Origin of the sequence: Caballeronia arvi (genome assembly GCF_001544695.2) — a bacterium.
GTDB lineage: Bacteria > Pseudomonadota > Gammaproteobacteria > Burkholderiales > Burkholderiaceae > Caballeronia > Caballeronia arvi.
Window position 1 is genome coordinate 230,214 of sequence record NZ_FCOM02000006.1, and the last position, 14,010, is coordinate 244,223.

General features: G+C 64.8%; 18 protein-coding genes. 10 read left to right on the plus strand and 8 right to left on the minus strand.

What is annotated here, in order from left to right; all coding sequences use genetic code 11:
- Window position 1: 1 nt before the first annotated feature.
- From AWB74_RS10135 to AWB74_RS10145, 3 genes are read right to left on the minus strand one after another with little or no spacing between them, the layout of a single operon-like run.
- Window positions 2–301, minus strand: coding sequence for a phosphopantetheine-binding protein (locus AWB74_RS10135; protein WP_061146622.1), 300 nt, complete (start codon window positions 299–301; stop codon window positions 2–4).
- Entirely contained in the window at window positions 282–1,073 is a 792-nt protein-coding gene (locus AWB74_RS10140; RefSeq protein WP_061146623.1) for a lysophospholipid acyltransferase family protein, read from the minus strand. Before AWB74_RS10140 ends, AWB74_RS10135 begins: the two co-directional genes overlap by 20 nt.
- Window positions 1,060–1,746 (minus strand): beta-ketoacyl synthase chain length factor, encoded by a 687-nt coding sequence (locus AWB74_RS10145; protein WP_061146624.1) that lies wholly within the window; start codon window positions 1,744–1,746, stop codon window positions 1,060–1,062. The genes AWB74_RS10140 and AWB74_RS10145 overlap by 14 nt, the downstream gene beginning before the upstream one ends.
- A 178-nt stretch (window positions 1,747–1,924) precedes the next feature.
- On the opposite strand from AWB74_RS10145, the gene AWB74_RS10150 reads away from it, so the two are divergent.
- Window positions 1,925–2,833, plus strand: a complete 909-nt coding sequence (locus tag AWB74_RS10150; RefSeq protein ID WP_235024531.1) for a YajG family lipoprotein — start codon at window positions 1,925–1,927, stop codon at window positions 2,831–2,833.
- A gap of 290 nt (window positions 2,834–3,123) precedes the next feature.
- Complete coding sequence (locus AWB74_RS10155) at window positions 3,124–4,167, plus strand: sensor domain-containing diguanylate cyclase (RefSeq protein WP_061146626.1); 1,044 nt, start codon at window positions 3,124–3,126, stop codon at window positions 4,165–4,167.
- A gap of 13 nt (window positions 4,168–4,180) precedes the next feature.
- Here the strand turns inward: AWB74_RS10155 and AWB74_RS10160 are convergent, their stop codons facing one another.
- The 3 genes from AWB74_RS10160 to AWB74_RS10170 form a co-directional block, all read right to left on the minus strand.
- On the minus strand, window positions 4,181–4,891 hold the full coding sequence (locus tag AWB74_RS10160) for an SDR family NAD(P)-dependent oxidoreductase (RefSeq protein WP_061146627.1): 711 nt from the start codon (window positions 4,889–4,891) through the stop codon (window positions 4,181–4,183).
- A 62-nt stretch (window positions 4,892–4,953) separates the two neighbouring features.
- Entirely contained in the window at window positions 4,954–5,343 is a 390-nt protein-coding gene (locus AWB74_RS10165) for a potassium channel family protein (protein ID WP_061146628.1), read from the minus strand.
- A gap of 55 nt (window positions 5,344–5,398) precedes the next feature.
- The gene (locus AWB74_RS10170; protein WP_061146692.1) at window positions 5,399–6,946 is read right to left on the minus strand and encodes an MFS transporter; all 1,548 of its coding nucleotides are present in this window, start codon (window positions 6,944–6,946) and stop codon (window positions 5,399–5,401) included.
- Between the two features lie 103 nt (window positions 6,947–7,049).
- On the opposite strand from AWB74_RS10170, the gene AWB74_RS10175 reads away from it, so the two are divergent.
- Window positions 7,050–7,925 carry a LysR family transcriptional regulator gene (locus AWB74_RS10175; protein ID WP_061146629.1) on the plus strand — a complete coding sequence of 292 codons (876 nt, stop codon included), beginning with the start codon at window positions 7,050–7,052 and terminating at the stop codon, window positions 7,923–7,925.
- Here AWB74_RS10175 and AWB74_RS10180 read toward each other — a convergent pair.
- Window positions 7,914–9,023: a polysaccharide pyruvyl transferase family protein gene (locus AWB74_RS10180; protein ID WP_407642427.1), complete on the minus strand. Its 1,110-nt coding sequence runs from the start codon at window positions 9,021–9,023 to the stop codon at window positions 7,914–7,916. The genes AWB74_RS10175 and AWB74_RS10180 overlap by 12 nt on opposite strands.
- Window positions 9,024–9,253: 230 nt before the next feature.
- Between AWB74_RS10180 and vapB the strand changes: the two genes are divergently transcribed.
- The 4 genes from vapB to AWB74_RS10195 all read left to right on the plus strand — a co-directional run bounded on the left by vapB (window position 9,254) and on the right by AWB74_RS10195 (window position 10,594).
- On the plus strand, window positions 9,254–9,490 hold the full coding sequence (vapB, locus tag AWB74_RS10185) for a type II toxin-antitoxin system VapB family antitoxin (RefSeq protein WP_061146630.1): 237 nt from the start codon (window positions 9,254–9,256) through the stop codon (window positions 9,488–9,490).
- Window positions 9,490–9,897 carry a type II toxin-antitoxin system VapC family toxin gene (locus AWB74_RS10190; RefSeq protein WP_061146631.1) on the plus strand — a complete coding sequence of 136 codons (408 nt, stop codon included), beginning with the start codon at window positions 9,490–9,492 and terminating at the stop codon, window positions 9,895–9,897. The genes vapB and AWB74_RS10190 overlap by 1 nt, the downstream gene beginning before the upstream one ends.
- 104 nt (window positions 9,898–10,001) lie before the next feature.
- Complete coding sequence (locus AWB74_RS46895) at window positions 10,002–10,169, plus strand: hypothetical protein (protein WP_200821954.1); 168 nt, start codon at window positions 10,002–10,004, stop codon at window positions 10,167–10,169.
- 23 nt (window positions 10,170–10,192) lie between these two features.
- Window positions 10,193–10,594 (plus strand): hypothetical protein, encoded by a 402-nt coding sequence (locus AWB74_RS10195; protein WP_061146632.1) that lies wholly within the window; start codon window positions 10,193–10,195, stop codon window positions 10,592–10,594.
- Between the two features lie 65 nt (window positions 10,595–10,659).
- On the opposite strand, the gene AWB74_RS10200 is transcribed toward AWB74_RS10195, so the two are convergent.
- Window positions 10,660–11,136: an outer membrane lipoprotein gene (locus AWB74_RS10200; protein WP_061146633.1), complete on the minus strand. Its 477-nt coding sequence runs from the start codon at window positions 11,134–11,136 to the stop codon at window positions 10,660–10,662.
- A gap of 180 nt (window positions 11,137–11,316) precedes the next feature.
- Here AWB74_RS10200 and AWB74_RS10205 point away from each other — a divergent pair, with 180 nt between their 5' ends.
- The 3 genes from AWB74_RS10205 (at window position 11,317) to AWB74_RS10215 (ending at window position 13,851) form a co-directional block, all read left to right on the plus strand.
- Window positions 11,317–12,081, plus strand: a complete 765-nt coding sequence (locus tag AWB74_RS10205; protein WP_061146634.1) for a hypothetical protein — start codon at window positions 11,317–11,319, stop codon at window positions 12,079–12,081.
- A gap of 178 nt (window positions 12,082–12,259) precedes the next feature.
- Window positions 12,260–13,537, plus strand: a complete 1,278-nt coding sequence (locus AWB74_RS10210) for a PQQ-dependent sugar dehydrogenase (RefSeq protein ID WP_061146635.1) — start codon at window positions 12,260–12,262, stop codon at window positions 13,535–13,537.
- Complete coding sequence (locus AWB74_RS10215) at window positions 13,534–13,851, plus strand: c-type cytochrome (RefSeq protein WP_061146636.1); 318 nt, start codon at window positions 13,534–13,536, stop codon at window positions 13,849–13,851. The genes AWB74_RS10210 and AWB74_RS10215 overlap by 4 nt, the downstream gene beginning before the upstream one ends.
- Window positions 13,852–14,010 lie beyond the last annotated feature (159 nt).

A 14,010-nucleotide genomic window follows, 5' to 3' on the forward strand; every position in this document is an offset into this window, starting at 1 on the left:
CTCATTCCCCTTCTTTCGTAGTGCCGTCCGCAACGTGTGCAAGCTCGCGCTGGCTCGCGACCAGCGCGACGAGCGTGTTGATCGAACGGAAATGCTGTCGCGTGTGCTCGTCGTTGGACGCGATGTTCAGTTGATAGTGTTCGCGCAGCACGATGCCGATTTCGAGCGCGTCGATCGAATCCAGACCGACGCCGTCGGTGTCGAAGAGCGGCGCGTCGTCGTCGATATCGTCGGGCTGCATGTCTTCGAGATCGAGGGCCTCGATCAGAAGCCGTTTGATTTCAAGCTTTAAGGAATCCATAGTCGATCAGATGCTGGGTAATGTGGGCCTCGATCGCGCTCGTCACGGAGCGGGCGGCGAGCGCGGGCGGCTCGTCGCGGGCGACGAGTTCGTCGGCGCGCAGAGGTTCGAGCACGTTCACTTGCATGTGGAAGGCGCGTTCGGGCACGTCGTGCCAGCGCATGTCCTTGGTGAACGCGGGCGGATCGCAGTCCATCAGCACAGGCAGAATCGGCGCGCCGGATTGCAGCGCCATGTGCGCAAAACCGCGTGAAAACGCATGCAGCCGGTTGCCTGCCGGGCTGCGCGTGCCCTCGGGGAAAATGATCATCGTGTAGCCGCGCGCGAGCTGCCGCGCGCCCGCTTCGACGAGTTCGACGGGGTCCGCGTTGCTGACGTATTCCGCCGCGCGCATCACGCCCCAGAAGAACGGATTGCTCCAGTGCGCGCTCTTCACGACGCAGCATGCGCGCGGCGTGAGCGACAGCAGCACCATCACGTCGAGCCAGGTCGGGTGATTCGCCACGACGATGGCCGCGCGCTGCGTATCGCGATTCAACGCGCGGGCGCCGTGCACGTCGAGCTTCATCACGCCGACGCGCACGAGCACGGCGACGAGCGCGCGAAAGAACGCGTGAATGATGGCAACGATGATGCGCTGCTTCGAATTGCGGTGCGGCCAGACCGAAGCGAGCGGAAACAGGATCAGCGAGAAGCCGAGCCCGCAGACGCCGAACGCGGCGAATGCGAATGCAGTTGCGGCGAGGCGCCAGTAGTGATCAAGCGCCTTCATGCCAGCACCAGCGCCACATGGAAGGTCCGCTCCGCCATTCGCTTGCCGCATGCGTGTCGAGACAATGCTGCACGGCCTGACATTGCGATGCGAACGCCGGGCGCGCCGCAGCGGAATCGGTGACGCGCGCGCATTCCAGCTTCCCGGTTTGCGTGGCAGCGTCGAGCAGGATCGCGAGCGCGCCGCCTTCGACTTCGTCTTCGACCGCGCCGTATGCGGGATCCGCCGATTCGTCGGCATAGACGAGCAGCACCGGCGTCGATGCGTCCGTCGCGTATTGCGCGTGCGCTTCGAGCAGCGCGTAGCCGAGGGTTTCGTTGCCCGCCGAGAGCGCAGTGGCGGCGGTGCGGTCGCCGCGCACGATGCCGAAGACGCCGGTCATCGTGTTGAGGACGGAAAGACTGAAGGAGGTGGGCGAAACGGTTTTGCCTGCATCGATGGTGTGCAGGATATCGGTCGTGCGATTCAGTTCGCCGTGACGCGAAGCGAACACGAGACGCACGGCGGGCACGGAGGCGGCGCAGTCGTGCGCGACCTTCAGCGCGGCTCGCGACAGCGTGCTGAGCCGGCGCCGCGTCATCGGCTCGATGAAGCCGATATCGGGTGCGGCGGACGCGGCCGCGGGCCAGAAAGACCAGCGAGCGACCGGAATGGTCCAGTGCGGATCGGGCATGTCGGTGTTCGCGTTCGAAACTCGTGGTACCCGGGCAGTGACGACCGACGGCCGCACGATGAGATGCGCCGTCCGGTCGGCAGAGCCACCCGGGGCTTATGTGATGCCTGATTCGTTTGCGAGCAAGTTAACGGCGCGACGCGGAAAGAATTTAACGATTCAACGCGTGGAATGCGGGATGCCCGCCGGCCCCTTTTTTATTCGGCCGGATTCTACCGAGCCTTGCGAATGGAAAACATCAAAAATGATGTTTGCTTTCAGTTCGTCTCATCGCCGCGACACCGCGGCTGCATGCGAGTCGTGGCTTCATATAATCCCGCGCGGTCAATTCGGCATCGTGCAACGGGTAACGAGGTGCTCGATCAGATTGGCTGAGCGGCTGTATTGCCAGGCGCTTTGGCTTCAGTCTGGCGATCGGGATAATCAACCAGGAGAAACATTCATGATGTCGGGTCGAATTGCTTTTTATATGTGCGCCGTCGCTGCAGTTACCGGATGCGCGTTAGGCCGCGGAACGGTCGATGTCTCCGCGCCTCAAGGCACGAACCCTACGACGGGCAAGTATGTGCGCTTCGATTCCGTCCAGGATAAGCGCACCTTCACCGTCGCGCCCCGTAGCGCGGACATGGCGTCACTGGACCCCGATGAAGATTCCAGCGATGCGTCGAAGGCTCGCGCGATCGGCCGGAAGAGAAACGGTTACGGCAAGGCCCTCGGCGATGTGGTGCTTCCCGAAGGCAAGACGGTCTCCGGCCTCGTCGAGAGCGCGCTCGCGACTGGCTTTCAGCAAGCCGGTTACGTTGTCGTGACGCAAGGCGACCCCAACTTTGCCGCCGCCACGCCGGTGACCGCGCAGGTGATCGATTTCTGGGCATGGTTTCAGCCCGGATTCTGGTCGGTCACCGCCAACCATAAATCGGAATTGCAATTGTCCGGCAATGTCGGCGCGCTTCAAGGCTCTCAGACCGTCAAGACGCGCGTCAACGAATCGAAACATGCCGTGGATTCCGACGACTGGCGCGAGATCGTCGAAAAAGGCCTGGCGGCCATTACTTTGCAGACGAAGGATCTGGTAAGCGGGAAATAGCGCCGTCGATAGTCATTGCGCGACGCTCGGTTCGAAATGAGCATTCCGAAATAACCGGGCGCGTTTGAAAAAAAAGCCCCGAGCAAGTCGGGGCAAAGGTACGAGACCACCTTGTGTAGCGTTGAAGCTACCCGGCGAGAATAGGCAGATGCGGGGCCGCTTCCCACCAGTAAAGTCCGAAACGCTGCACCGCGCATCGATCATCCTTGACGAATGCCGCCCTTCAGAATGTCCCGTTTGCTGCCGATAACACACGTAACCCGTTATTTAGGCTGACGCCACCCGATACGATGAACCGCGACCCTTCCGAAAGCCCGCTCCAGGCCGCCTTCCTGCGACACGAAGACACGCTCGCGCCGCCGGAGCGCGCGTTCGGCGAGGACGATCACGCCGTCTATCGCACGCTGCTCGAATCGACCAAGGCGATTCCCTGGAAGATCGACTGGGCGACGATGGAATTCGCGTACATCGGACCGCAGATCGAAGCGCTGCTGGGCTGGGCGCCGTCCTCGTGGAAGACGGTGAACGACTGGGCCGAGCGCATGCATCCGGACGATCGCGAAGCGGTGGTCAGCTTCTGCGTCGCGCAATCGAAGGCAGGCACGGATCACGAAGCCGATTACCGCGCGCTCACCCGCGACGGCGGCTATGTGTGGCTGCGCGACGTCGTGCACGTCGAGCGCAACGATCAGGGCGAGGTCGAGGCGCTGATCGGCTTCATGTTCGACATCAGCGAGCGCAAGCGCACCGAGGAAAAGCTCGCGCAGTTGCAGCAGGAACTGGAGCGTCTGTCATTCAGCGACAGCCTCACGGGCGTCGGCAACCGCCGCCGCTTCGACGACGTGATGGCGCGCGAGTGGGACGCCGCGAAGGCGTCGGGCAAACCGCTGTCGCTCGTCATGATCGATATCGACTTCTTCAAGGCCTACAACGATTACTACGGCCACGTTCAGGGCGACGCATGCCTGAAGCGCATCGCGCGCGTGCTTGGCGAGGCGGCTGGCGAGCGGCATTTCCTCGGACGCTTCGGGGGCGAGGAATTCGTGCTGATTCTCGCCGATACCGATGCCGAAGCCGCGATGCGCATCGCGGAGCGTTGCCGCGCGCTGATCGCGCAGGAAGCGATCGCGCACGTGCGCTCGCCGCACGATCAGCAAGTGACCGCGAGCTTCGGCGTAGGGACCGTCGTGCCCGGCGAGCGCATGGACGTGACGGCGTTCATCAATCTCACCGACGCGCAGCTTTATCAGGCGAAGGACAACGGCCGCAATCGCATCGCGGCCGTGGATCGCGCGGGGAGGCACGGAGAGGCATTCAAAGCCCAGACCCGCTGATCGCGCCAAGAACTCAGACGCGGCCCGTCACCGGAATCGCCGCGCCCGTGATGCATTGCGCATCTGGCGAAAGCAGAAACGCGACCACCGCGCCGAGTTCCTCCGCTTTCACCCAGCGGGAGAAATCGGCGTCGGGCATGTCGCGGCGATTGGGCGCCGTATCGATGATCGACGGCAATACCGCGTTGACCGTCACGCCCTTGTCCTTCAGTTCTTCTGCGAGCGCTTCGGTGAAGCGCAACAGCGCGGCCTTCGATGCCGCGTAGGCGCCCATGCCCATGCCCGCTTTCATCGCGGCCAGCGCGCCGATATTGACGATGCGCCCGCCTTCGTGCGCGCTCAGCGCCGCGAGCGCCGCCTTCGACGCGTTGAGCGCGGTTTTCACGTTCACATCGAAGAGGGATTGCCAGGTGTCGGCGCTGCCGTCCGCGATCGTCTGCCAGCTGAACGCGCCCGCGACGTTCACGAGCGCGTGCAGGCCGCCCAACTCTCCGACGATATTGTCGATCGCCGTTTGCGCCGATTTCGCGTCCGTCAGATCGATGCCGGTCACGACGCACGCATCGGCGAGCGGCGCGGGCAACGCGTCCGACTTTCCGCCGTGGCCGCCGTGGCCAATGAGCGCGATGCGCGCGCCGCGCCCGGCGAGCACGCGCGCCGTCGCGAGTCCCAGACTGCCAAAGCCGCCCGTGATGGCGACGATCCTTCCTTCCAGAGTGTTCATCGCGTTCTCCGCCAGATCGAAGGTCGAGAGGACGGCGGCCTGTCGGCGCGACGCCCGGAACGCTATTGTCCGCCCGAATCGTTGTATCCGGACGCCCGTTGTACGGCCAGCACCGCCGCCGACGTGATCAGCCCCGTCAGCAGGACGCCGAGGAACGCGACGGAAACCGCGGCCGCGCGGCCGATCGGCGTGGTCGGCACGATGTCGCCATAACCGATGGTCAGCCCGGTCACGCCGCACATGTACAGCGTCTCGCCGAACGTGACCGGCGCGTGCGTAACGGTGTCGACGGGACCGCCGAAGTAGTACATCGTCACCGCGATCGCCATGAACATCGCAATGTTGATGAGAAAGAGCGGCGACAGATGCCACACCACTCTGATCATTTCGATGATGGTCCGGCCCGGGCTGACTTTCGGACGCGTGCGACGCTTGCTGGCAGTGCTTTGCATGGTTGGCGATCTTTCGACGGCGAAAAATTCATCAGCCCGCCATCGTAGCCTCGCACTATCGGACGATGTCGCCCGACCTGCCGGATACACCTATTTTTACGTTCTCGCTCGCCGACGCCATCCGGGCTAGCAGCCACACCGCTGCGGCGACGGTCAGCGCGCACACGCCCGCGACGGCGAGCGACGCCGCGAAACCGCTCGCGAAACTTTCCCGCGCGATACGCAGGATCGCTTCGCTGCCCGCGCCCGCATGCGCGAGATCGCCGGCGAGCAGGCGCGAGAGGAATGTCGCGTCGAGAATGGCGTTCGGATCGGCGAGGCTGCTTGCGTGCAGGTCGAGCGCGGCGTGCGTGCGGCTCGCGAGCACCGCGCCCAGCACGCCGACCGATGTGACGATCGCGGTGAAGCGCGTCGTCGTGCTGATGCCGGACGCCATGCCGGTGCGGTTGGCCGGCACGCACGCCATGATCGCCTTCTGGGTGTCGCCGTTGAGCACGCCCGCACCGAGGCCCGTGACGATCATGCCGACGGCGACCAGCGCATAGTTCGACATCCCCGCGAAGAACGCCGTCAGCAGATTGCCCGCGCCGATGATCGCAAGGCCGAGCGTCAGCAGCGCCATCGGCGGCACGCGCCTGCCGAGCGACGCGCCGATGTGCGGACCCACGACCATCGCGATCGCGAACGGCAGCATGCCGATGCCCGCGCGGACCGCCGGCAATCCAAATGCGTTTTGCAGATACAGCGGCAGGAAGGTCATCATCACTTGCGCGCAGGCGGCGTAGCCGAACATCGCGAGCACGGCGGCGACGAAGCGCGGCTGGCGGAACAGCGCGAGATCGATCATCGCGTGCGCGCGCTTTTTCTGGAGGCGCACGAACAGCGCGAAGAGCACGGCACACGCAGCGAGACGCGCTTCGGTGCGCCAGTCCGCCCAGCCGTCCGCCTGGGCATCGATGAGCGCCCAGATGCCGAGCGCGAGCGCGGCGGCGAACAGCGCGCTGCCGGCGAGATCGAGCGCGCCCGCGTGAGGATTGCGCGATTCGCGCATGCCGCGCCACGCGCATAGCGCGAGCAGCGCGCAGATCGGCAGATTCATCAGGAAGATCCAGCGCCAGCCGGCCCATTGCGTGATGACGCCGCCGACGAGCGGCGCCACCGTCGTCGAGACGCCCATGCACGTGCCCCACACGGCCCACGCGCGGGCGCGCGCCGCGCCTTCGTGAAAGGTATTCGCGATGATCGCGAGCGCCGATGTCAGCAGCATCGCCGCGCCGACGCCCTTGGCCGCGCGCGCGACGTTCAGCGCCAGCGCCGACGGCGCGAGCCCGCAGCCGAGCGACGCGAGACAGAACGCGGCGAGCCCGGCGATCAGCATCTTCTTGCGGCCGATGCGGTCGGCGAGCGCGCCCGCGGGCAACAGACACGCGGCGAATGCGACCATGTACGCGCTCACGACCCATTCGACATCGGCGAAACCGGCGTGGAATTCCCGCGCGATCGACGGCAGCGCCACCGCGACGACGTTCGTGTCGAGCGTGATCAGCGCGCAGGTCGCGGAGGCGGTGAGAAGCACGAAGCGGTCGGAAGCGGTCGATGACATGACGATTTCGAGATAAGCGAGCGATCGGTCGATGCTAGTGGCAGCGCTCTTTCCTGTCATTGACATAGAATCGTCAATTAATTATCGAAATCGTGAATACAAAATGCCCGTCGAATTGCGTCATGTGCGCTGCTTTTTGAGCGTCGCGCGGCATCTGCATTTCGCGCGCGCCGCGGAAGAGCTCGGCATCGCACCGCCCGCGCTCACGAAACAGATCCAGGAAGCCGAGCGGCTGCTCGGCGTGCGGCTCTTTCATCGCACGAAGCGATCGGTTGCGTTGACGGCCGCGGGCGAAGCCTATCTGGGCGAAGCCGTCAGCGCGCTCGATCATCTCGCGCGCGGCGCCGAACGCGCGGCGCTGGCGGAGCGCGGGGAACTGGGGCGCATCGTCATCGGGTATGTCGGGTCGGCGGTGTATTCGGGCGTGTTGCAGGCGACCGTGCGCGGCTTTCGGGCGCGCTATCCGCAGGTCGAAATCGGCATCGAGGAAATCGTGATGCGCGACGCCGGCGCGTTGCTCATCGAAGGGCGCATCGATATCGCTTACGTGCGGCCGCCGGTGCCTCAACCGGAAGGCGTCGAGACGCGCACCGTGCATCGCGATGCGTTTATCGTCGCGTTGCCCGCCGATTCGCCCCTGGCGGCGTCGGAGGCAATCGCGCCGGCGCAGTTGCGCGATCAGTCGTTCGTCGTGCCCGAGCAGGAATCCGGCACGCTCGAAGTGGCGCGGCGCGGGCGCTTTACGGCGAACATCGTCGCGCGGCCGGGCACGCTCGCGGCCGTGCTCGCGCATGTGTCGCTCGGCGGCGATGTCGCCATCGTGCCGCGTTCGCTTGCGCGCTGCGTGACGGTGCCGGACGTGGAATATCGCGAGATCGCGGGCAAGGCGGTGCCTTCGGAAGTGGCGATGGCGTATCGACGTTTCGAGCGCGCGCCGGCGGTGCGGGCCTATCTCGACTTCGCGGCTTCACAGGCCTAGCGCGTCGAATCCTGCCCGGTGCGCGTTCGCGAGCATCGAGGCGTGATGACGGAGCGCTTCGCGATCGAGCGTCATCGCGTCGAGCATGGCCGCGTGCAATTCGTCGACGGGCACGACGCCCGGCGCATTCTCGATTTCCCACGTCGATGCATACGCGCGCTGCTTGCGCGCATCGCCGTGCTCGAGATTCACTCGCGGCAAACCATACGCCATCGCGACGATCCGGCCGTGCAGGCTGCTGCCCGCAAAACCCTCGCTGCCGGCAATGAGCGCGCAGATATCCCAGACGTTGAGCGAATCGAAAATGTTCACGGCGGGATGGCGCATGCGCGCCGCCATGCGCTCGTACACCGCGATGTCGTCGTGCCACGGCGCCGCGCCCGCGCGAAAGAGCGCAACGCCGAGGCCGGTCGATTCGCCGAGCAGATCCAGTTGATGCGCGATGCGTGCGAGCGTGGCGTCGTCGCCGAAATCCGCGCTGAACTGGACGGCCAGATAGCCGCGAGGGACTGCGGGGCGCGCGGCCTGGATGCGGTCATCGAAGAGTTCCGAGACCAGTGCCGCGGGGTCGGGGACCAGCCGTGCGTCGATGCCCGCGCTTCGCAACGTGGCTTGCGTCACGGTGTCCCGAACGCCGATATGGTCGGCGGTTCGGAGCTTCGTCAGCACTTCGCCGCGCAGCGCGGCGTCGCGGGCATCGAGCGTCGCGCCGCCGATCGCATCGAAGCAGATCGACGCCGCTCGTGGAAACGTCTCGCGGCCGATCACGTAGGGCGCGTGCGCGTCGGTTCCGAGTTGCGCATGCGCCCACGCGCGACGGTCGTTCGCGCTCGATCCGTATCGGGCGATGCAGGACTGCGCGTCGTCGGGCCTCGTCAGCATCACGGCGGCTTCCCATGCGTCGCACGTCAGCAACTCGCCGCCCGCGTGAATCAGCGTGACGGGTTCGTCGCGCCAACGCTGCGCGAGTCGCGGGAGCGCGGCGACATCGTGGCCGCCGAACGCGCGCAAATCGCGCTGCGCGCATCCGGCAAACACCGCTTCGATGTCCGCAGAGTGCTGCACAAGCAAACGCGCGACGACATGCGCGAGGAGCATATCGCCGAAATTGTGTCGATCGAATGCGCCGATGATGATGACCGGGCGCTTCGACACCGCTTGCGGATTAGCCAAACGGCCACCTGTTCAAAAGAGCGCTCGACGGGCAGCATGGACCCATCGACCGTAAGGAACCCTGAGGTTCCGAAATCCTGGAGGAAAATATGTTCATGCACGCTGCCGGCGGAGTTCTGTTAAAGTACACACGTGAGTACACACAGGAAATCGTCATGCCTATCACTCGAATTTTTCGGAACGGCAACTCGCAAGCCATCCGCATTCCTGCCGAACTCGCCTATCCGGAAAACGAAACGGAGGTCGAGATCGAGCGCATCGGCGATGAACTGCGTATTCATCCCGTGCGTCGTTCGCTGGCGGGCGCGCTCGACCGCTTCAAGCGCTTCGATTCCGATTTCATGGCGTCGGGACGCAACGAGCCGGAACAAGACGATCGGGAGTTCTTCTGATGCCGCGTTATCTGCTCGACACCAACATGTGCATCTATCTGATGAAGCACCAGCCCGAGCAAGTCGCCCGGCGCTTTGAACAATGCTACGTCGGCGACGTGGTCATGTCCGCGATCACGTACGCCGAATTGCAGTTCGGCGTCGCGATGAGCGCACGGCCCGAGCGCGAGCGCGCCAATCTGGCGTCGCTCGTCGAGCTGATCGAAGTCGCGCCGTTCGGCGCAGAAGCGGCGGCGACCTACGGGCCGATCCGCCATGCCTCGCGCGAGCGCAACAAGGGCGCGCTCGACAAGCTGATCGCGGCTCATGCGGTCGCGCTCGGCGTGCCGGTCGTAACGAATAACGTCAGGGACTTCGAAAATTACCCCGGCGTCACCGTCGAGAACTGGCTCGACGACGGCGCGTGACGAAGTGGTCCGGCGTGCGGCAGCGCTCGCGGGAGCGGTTCCTCACGATCGCCTAACTCTCGCCGATCACACTTCCCTCACACGCTGCAACGCGGGAGGGAAAGATGAAGATCGAACCGACGCAGATCGCCGCGGCATCGCTGATTGCCGAAGACACGAAGCGCGACGCATCGCCCGTTGAGGCGGCCGTCGGCGCATCGTCTTCTTTCGAGCCGATGCCCTACGAGGACCTTCTGCCCTACCTGCTTCTGCCGATGGCCGGCGCGTACTGAAGCACGATCCGCTGGAGCAGCCGATGTTCATACGAGACGGCGTCACCTACGAGTTTCATCACATGGGCATCCCGACGCACGAGCCGCGCGCGGGCGAGCGATATAGCGCGCACTTCCGCATGCACACAAGCGATGCCGATTGCGAACTCATGCGTGTGCAATATCACCGCTTCGAGGAGGGTAGCTCGTTGCCCGAATTGATGCGCACGGTGCCGCATGCCGCGTTCAAGGTGAGCGATCTGGCGAAGGCCGTGCAAGGGCGAATGGTTCTGCTCGGCCCGTATGAACCGATCGATGGGTTTCGCGTCGCGGTGATTCAGGACGGCGAAGCGCCCGTTGAGCTGATCGAAACGACGCTCACCGACGAGGAAATCTGGGGGCGGGCGAAGAGCGGCATGCAGTCGTCAATTTATCGTGGGGAGTAGTGCGTCGCCGCCTCTGGCGCTCGCATGAACGCAGCGCGCCGCAGGGCGTCGCCGCCCCGCGACGCTCACGTCGTCACGCGCGTGATTCCGCCGCTCGACAAGAGACGCACACGCTCTCCGGCGTAGAACATCTGGCCTTCGGCGGCCTGGGTGATCGCGCGCAGATCGCCATTGTCCAGACGCACGGTAATCTCCAGGCCCTTCTGCATTTCCATCCGGTCCTGCACCTGATCGCCCGCGACCGCGCCCGCGATGCCGCCGATCACGCCGGAGAGCAACGAGCCATGCCCGCGGCCGATCGCGCTGCCTGCAACCGCGCCGAGCAGGCCGCCGCCGATCGCCCCGAGCGGGCTCGGCCGGCCATCGTCGCCATCGATGGTGACCGGTCGCACGCTCTCGACGGTCGCCATCCGGACCGTTTGTTCGCGCTGGGTCTGCATGCTGTCGTACACGTCGGCGGAACTGCCCATCGATGCGCAGCCGCTCATGCCCACCGTGCAGGCAACGGCCAACGCACATACCGCGATAGTCGACTTGTTCATTTTCTTCTCCTCTGATCGGACGATGTCTTGTTGGAATCGGCGCATGTCGCACGTATCGCTGCGCCATGAAAAGCATCGTAAAGAGGCTGAATGAGCGCCGAATGAGGCGTTGCGGCGCGCTTGACCTGCCTGATTGAAGCGCTTATACAGAACGCTCACCGCTCACGACCGGAGTGCTGAATGACAAGAAACGCGATTCCTTTCATGGTTTGCGCCGTCGCGCTTGCGGCGTGTTCGACGGACAGCACCAACACCGCCATTGCGCCGCCTCCCGGTTCGATCACCGCGGCGCTTCCCTCCGGCGGCGTCTACAAGGGCGCGCTCAAAGGCAGCACCGCCGACGCCACGCTCCTCATGCTCTTCAACGGCGCCGCGTATCTGTTCTACGGTGGCGCTGGCGGCGCGGGTCTCGCGGGCGTCGCGATCGCGGCCAACGGCGCGCAGGCGAGCGACGGGCGTTTCACCAGCGATTCGGCGCTCGACTATCGCGTGGGGAAAGCGAGCGCGTCGCCGGCCGTGTTCAGCGTCGACTTCTCGCACGCGCCCGCCGTCGATGCGACCGTCGCAATCAGGGACGGCAGCGCGGGCCTCGCGTTTTCCGGCAGCGCCGCGCCGATGCTCGATATCGCGCCGAGCAAAGCCAACGCGGGCGGACTCTACAGCGGACGCGGCATGTCGCTCGCCGGGACGACGCAGACGCGCATCACCGTCGCCGCCGACGGCTATCTGGCCGGCACGACGACATCCGGCTGCATCTTCAGGGGAACGGTGGCGCCGCATGAAGGGGCGAACGCCTACGACGTCTCGGTCACGTTCGGCCCCGCGCCTTGCCCCGTGCCGGATGCGACCGTGACCGGTAACGCAGTGCTCGACGGCGCGCGTCTTCTGGTCGCATTGCCGAGCCCGGATCGCGCAAACGTCTTTCTCTTCGACGGCCGGAAATAGGCGCCGCCGCAAAATTAACCACCCGCTGCTTAATTAAGCGATTTCTATCCTAAGATAGTTTCACTGCAGGCAGCGTCGTGGCGTTCGCGTCCGGTTGCTTCTCGGGCTGTCCGCTCCGGCGAGAGTAGTCGTGTGTTTGGTCAGTGCAACTGTCGATAACAACAGGAGACAAACCCAGATGAACGCAACGCTCAAGCTTTTGCCATTGGCCGCGGGCGCCCTGTTCGCCTGCCTGCCGTTCGCGAACATCGCGAACGCCGCGCAGGACAATGTCAACGCGCTTTCGAATTTCCGTCAGACCGGCAACGCCGCGCCGCCGGAAAAGATCCCGCAAACCGGATCGACCGCCGACGCGCTGCGCAAAAACCTCGAGCAGATCAAGCTGCCGCCGGGCTTCAAGATCGACCTGTACGCCGTGGTGCCCGAGGCGCGGCACATGGCAATCGAGCCGTCGACGGGCGTCGTGTTCGTCGGCACGCGTAAGAATCGCGTGTGGCAGGTGACGGATCGCACGAAGCAGCGCGTTGCGAGCGATGTCGTGCAGTTCGCGTCCTCCGTGACGTTCAAGGTGCCCAACGGCGTGTGCTTCTCGCCGGACGGCGTCCTTTACGTCGTCGAGCAGAACCGGGTGCTCGGCTTTCCCGCCGCGCAGTTTTTCGGTGAAGGCGGCCCGGACGTGGCCGCTGCGGTCGTCGTGCCGCAGGGCAAGCTGATTCCCGCGCAATTCGAAAGCTTCAACCACGGCGCGCGCGCATGCCGCATCGGACCGGACAAGAAGCTGTATATCGCGCTCGGCCAGCCGTGGAACGTGCCGCCTAAAGACAAGCTCGCCGAGCTCGACAAGCACGGGCTCGCGGGCATCATCCGCATGGATCAGGACGGCAAGAATCGCGAAGTCTATGCGCACGGTGTGCGCAATTCGGTCGGCCTCGATTTCAATCCGAAGGACAAGACGCTGTGGTTTACGGATAACCAGGTCGACGGCATGGGCGACGACACCCCGCCCGGCGAGCTGGATCATGCGACCAAGGCGGGCGAGAACTTCGGCTTCCCGTGGTACGGCGGCGGCAAGGTGCGCACCGTCGAGTACAAGGACCAGAATCCGCCGGCGGGCGTCGTGTTTCCGCAGGTCGAGTTCGCCGCACACGCCGCGGACCTCGGCATGTCGTTCTACAACGGCAAGATGTTCCCGCAGAAGTATCAGGGCGGCATCTTCGATGCGGAGCACGGTTCATGGAACCGGACCAAGCCCATCGGCGCGCGCATCATGTTCGTCCCGATCAAGGACGACGGCACCGCGGGCGAGCCGGAAGTCTTCGCGCAAGGCTGGCTCACGGACAGCGGCGAGTACATGGGCCGTCCGGTCGACGTGCAGGTGCTGCAGGACGGCTCGCTCCTCGTCTCCGACGACTACGCGGGCGCGATCTATCGCATCTCGTATACGGGCGCCAAATGAAATACGCGATGACGGCGGCGCTCATGGCGGGCGCGCTGGCGATGACCGCGCAAACGTCGTTCGCCGCCGGCGACCTCAAGGCCGGTCGCGTGAAGGCGGCGCAATGCGCGGCGTGCCACGGCATCGACGGCATGTCGAAACTGCCGGAAGCGCCCAATCTCGCCGGCCAGACGGAGGAATATCTCGTGAAGGCGCTCAACGATTTCCGCACCGGCGCGCGCAAGAACGAAATGATGACGATGATGGCGAAAACCTTGTCGGACGCGGATGTCGCCAATCTGGCGGCGTATTACCACAGCCTCGGCAAGCAGTGACATCGCCGGAAGTGTTGCAAATTTGCTGCGGACGAAACCCGATTGCGATTTTTTTTGATTCAGGTATTGACGTGGAGGCTTAAGGGTTTATACTTACACCTGTCTCCTCCATGTCTCAACCGATGTGGATTCAAGCCCGCTTCATCGAAGCGGGCTTTT

Excerpts from the sequence above, each read along its gene's own strand:
- AWB74_RS10135 (WP_061146622.1), bottom strand. The coding sequence starts at position 301 with ATGGATTCCTTAAAGCTTGAAATCAAACGGCTTCTGATCGAGGCCCTC.
- AWB74_RS10140 (WP_061146623.1), bottom strand. The coding sequence starts at position 1,073 with ATGAAGGCGCTTGATCACTACTGGCGCCTCGCCGCAACTGCATTCGCA.
- AWB74_RS10145 (WP_061146624.1), bottom strand. The coding sequence starts at position 1,746 with ATGCCCGATCCGCACTGGACCATTCCGGTCGCTCGCTGGTCTTTCTGG.
- AWB74_RS10150 (WP_235024531.1), top strand. The coding sequence starts at position 1,925 with ATGCCCGCCGGCCCCTTTTTTATTCGGCCGGATTCTACCGAGCCTTGC.
- AWB74_RS10155 (WP_061146626.1), top strand. The coding sequence starts at position 3,124 with ATGAACCGCGACCCTTCCGAAAGCCCGCTCCAGGCCGCCTTCCTGCGA.
- AWB74_RS10160 (WP_061146627.1), bottom strand. The coding sequence starts at position 4,891 with ATGAACACTCTGGAAGGAAGGATCGTCGCCATCACGGGCGGCTTTGGC.
- AWB74_RS10165 (WP_061146628.1), bottom strand. The coding sequence starts at position 5,343 with ATGCAAAGCACTGCCAGCAAGCGTCGCACGCGTCCGAAAGTCAGCCCG.
- AWB74_RS10170 (WP_061146692.1), bottom strand. The coding sequence starts at position 6,946 with ATGTCATCGACCGCTTCCGACCGCTTCGTGCTTCTCACCGCCTCCGCG.
- AWB74_RS10175 (WP_061146629.1), top strand. The coding sequence starts at position 7,050 with ATGCCCGTCGAATTGCGTCATGTGCGCTGCTTTTTGAGCGTCGCGCGG.
- AWB74_RS10180 (WP_407642427.1), bottom strand. The coding sequence starts at position 9,023 with ATGCTCCTCGCGCATGTCGTCGCGCGTTTGCTTGTGCAGCACTCTGCG.
- vapB (WP_061146630.1), top strand. The coding sequence starts at position 9,254 with ATGCCTATCACTCGAATTTTTCGGAACGGCAACTCGCAAGCCATCCGC.
- AWB74_RS10190 (WP_061146631.1), top strand. The coding sequence starts at position 9,490 with ATGCCGCGTTATCTGCTCGACACCAACATGTGCATCTATCTGATGAAG.
- AWB74_RS46895 (WP_200821954.1), top strand. The coding sequence starts at position 10,002 with ATGAAGATCGAACCGACGCAGATCGCCGCGGCATCGCTGATTGCCGAA.
- AWB74_RS10195 (WP_061146632.1), top strand. The coding sequence starts at position 10,193 with ATGTTCATACGAGACGGCGTCACCTACGAGTTTCATCACATGGGCATC.
- AWB74_RS10200 (WP_061146633.1), bottom strand. The coding sequence starts at position 11,136 with ATGAACAAGTCGACTATCGCGGTATGTGCGTTGGCCGTTGCCTGCACG.
- AWB74_RS10205 (WP_061146634.1), top strand. The coding sequence starts at position 11,317 with ATGACAAGAAACGCGATTCCTTTCATGGTTTGCGCCGTCGCGCTTGCG.
- AWB74_RS10210 (WP_061146635.1), top strand. The coding sequence starts at position 12,260 with ATGAACGCAACGCTCAAGCTTTTGCCATTGGCCGCGGGCGCCCTGTTC.
- AWB74_RS10215 (WP_061146636.1), top strand. The coding sequence starts at position 13,534 with ATGAAATACGCGATGACGGCGGCGCTCATGGCGGGCGCGCTGGCGATG.